The sequence below is a fragment of the Streptomyces sp. XM83C genome (assembly GCF_023072675.1).
Classification (GTDB): Bacteria; Actinomycetota; Actinomycetes; order Streptomycetales; family Streptomycetaceae; genus Streptomyces; species Streptomyces thermocoprophilus.
In genome coordinates, this window is the sequence record NZ_JALLGL010000499.1 from 1 (window position 1) to 2,535 (window position 2,535).

The following is a 2,535-nucleotide window of genomic DNA, read 5'->3' on the forward strand; positions in this document are numbered from 1 at the left end:
GTCTGGGCGGGCCGGGCCGGGGTGGTGGCTCAGGGCGAGCCGAACCAGCGTGCGGCAGCCTCGGCGAGCCCGTCGCCGTCCCCGGCGCCCGCCCAGACGACGTGGCCGTCGGGCCGCACCAGCACGGCGCGGACGCCCTCCAGCGGTGAGCCGGCCGCCGTCTCGGCGGTGACCGTGTCGACGCGGTCGGCCAGGGCGGCGTCGAGGTGCGGCGGCGGCCCGCCCACGCCCAGCAGCAGTCCGCGTCCGGAGCGCAGCAGCTCGGCCGTGGTGCACACGAGGGCGCCGGTGCGCAGCACGGTGTGCGGCAGGCGGGCGCCGAGCAGCGGGTGTACGGGGCCGCCGACGTCGTACCGGATCGCGAGGCCGCTGATCATCCCGGCGAGGTGGGCGCGCACGTCCTCGTGGGCGATGAGCTCGGCGAGGACGGTGCGCAGCGGCTCGACCTCGGGGCCGCCCAGGAGCAGCAGGGCCTGGGCGCGGATGTTGCCGAGGACGGCCGCGCCGACCGCGGCGCGTTCGGTGTCGTAGCTGTCGAGGAGTCCGGCGGGGGCGGTGCCGTCGACGGCGGCGGCGAGTTTCCAGCCGAGGTTGTAGGCGTCCTGGAGGCCGAGGTTGAGGGCCTGGCCGCCGATGGGCAGCTGCCGGTGGGCGGCGTCCCCGGCGAACAGGATCCGGCCGTGCCGGTAGCGGGTCAGGCACCGGTTCTCGTCGTCGAAGCGGTTGACCCACACCGGTGTGCCGCCGGTGATGTCCTCGCCCGTCACCCGCTTCCACGCGGCGGCGACCTCGTCGTAGTGCGGGTCGCCGGTGCGTTCGCGGACCGCGGCGCCGAACTCGTGCACCATGACCCGGGTCACGCCCGCCGGGTTGCGGGCGGCGATGGCGAGGCCGGCGGGGAGCCGCTGGAAGCGCCGGTCGGGTATGTCGAGGCCCTTGACGTCGGCGCGCAGCAGTTCCCGTGCGGCCGGGGTGCCGGGGAAGTCGGCGCCGGTGAGGGTGCGCACAGTGGAGTCCTGGCCGTCGCAGGCCACGAGGTAGGGGGCGCGCAGCAGGACGCGGGCGCCGTGACGGTCGGTGGCGGCGGCCTCGACGTGGGTGCCGTGGTCGTCGACGGCGTGCAGGGTGTGCCCGCACCTGAGGTCGGCGCCGAGACCGAGGGCCCATTCCTCCAGCACCGACTCGGCCTTGGTCTGGGGGACCTTCCACTGCCCGGGGTAGGGGCCGGGCAGGGTCAGGTCGAGGGGGATGCCGCCGAAGTGACCGCGCGGCTCGCACGGCGGGGTGCCGAGGTCGGCGAGCAGGCCGCGGCTGTCCAGCAGTTCCATGGTGCGGGCGTGCAGGGTGGACGCCCGGGACTCGGTGGTGGGGCCGTGCCGGCGTTCGACGAGCGTCACCTGGATGCCGCGCAAGGCCAGTTCGCCGGCGAGGAGCAGGCCGACCGGGCCCGCCCCGACGACGATCACCTGGGTGTCGACCGTCCGGGCGGGCCCGGTGGGCGGCAGCCGGTGGTCCTGGTGCGGGTCGGTGGCCATGTCAGCGGTTCCGCTCCGCGTACTCCTTGGCGTGGCCGAGGGTGGCGAGGCTGTTGGTGCTCAGCGCGCTCTGCACGTAGGCGCGGGCGTCGGCGACGGTGGCCTCGGGGCCGAGGATCCTGGCGATGTTGTCGGTGTTGAGGGTGACGGTGTGCTGGGAGCTGGCCGTGGCGCCCGTCTCGGTCTCCTCGAAGGTCCACACACCGGTGTGCAGGGTCATCAGCGCCGGCAGGGTGACCTGCTTGTAGGCGATGCGGTGCTCGCCGAGGACGACCCGGTAGGACTTGGTGGTGTGCGTCGAGCCGTCCTTGGCCCGGGTGTCCATCTCCAGTTCCTGCAGACCGGGGGTGTCCTCGGTGAAGCGGACGCGGGCCACGTGCGGGAGCCGCTCGGGCCACAGCCCGGCCTCGTTGACGAAGGCGAAGGCGTCCTTGGCGGCGCCGTCGATGCGCACGCTGTCGGTGAAGGAGAAGGTCAGCTCCTGCGTCTCGGCCTCGTGGACGCGCTCGACGTTCTCCTTGAGCGCGGCCAGTTCGCTGGTGCTGTTGCGGTCGACGGCCCGCTCGATCCACAGCAGGTCGTGCGGGTCGTCGTCGACGGCCCGGTAGTCGTGCAGGAGCCGCACGCGGCAGCTGCCCCCGTCGAGGGGTTCGACGATCCAGGTGCCGCCCATGGCGGCGACCGGCGGCGCCGGCACCTCCTGGCGGAAGGTGATGCGCAGCGCCTCGGGGTCGAGGGTGCGGCGGGAGGTCCACGTCTTGGGCTCGCCGTTGGCGGTGGCCCAGATGCGGATGCGTTCCTCGCCGGCGCCGGTCTCCTCCCGGTCGACGTAGATGGTGGGCGGGAAGATGCGCGGCCAGTTGGTCACCTCGGCAAGGAGACGGTAGACGGCGGCAGCGGGCGCGCTGATGGTGATCTCGTGCTCGACCTCACGAGTCGTCATGACGGCTTCTCCTCGGTGGTACCGGCTGTGCGGGCGTCAGGGGGCGGGGCTCCGGCG

At 74.1% G+C, this 2,535-nt stretch carries 2 protein-coding genes; both read right to left on the bottom strand.

Annotated elements, in window-relative coordinates; all coding sequences use genetic code 11:
• Positions 1-29 precede the first annotated feature (29 nt).
• Positions 30-1,535 carry an FAD-dependent oxidoreductase gene (locus MTQ10_RS29715; RefSeq protein ID WP_247473551.1) on the bottom strand — a complete coding sequence of 502 codons (1,506 nt, stop codon included), beginning with the start codon at positions 1,533-1,535 and terminating at the stop codon, positions 30-32.
• A 1-nt stretch (position 1,536) separates the two neighbouring features.
• Positions 1,537-2,478, bottom strand: a complete 942-nt coding sequence (locus MTQ10_RS29720; RefSeq protein ID WP_247473554.1) for an aromatase/cyclase — start codon at positions 2,476-2,478, stop codon at positions 1,537-1,539.
• Positions 2,479-2,535 lie beyond the last annotated feature (57 nt).

Bases quoted from the DNA above. Each gene is read 5' to 3' on its own strand.
- MTQ10_RS29715 (WP_247473551.1), bottom strand. From the start codon at position 1,535: ATGGCCACCGACCCGCACCAGGACCACCGGCTGCCGCCCACCGGGCCC.
- MTQ10_RS29720 (WP_247473554.1), bottom strand. From the start codon at position 2,478: ATGACGACTCGTGAGGTCGAGCACGAGATCACCATCAGCGCGCCCGCT.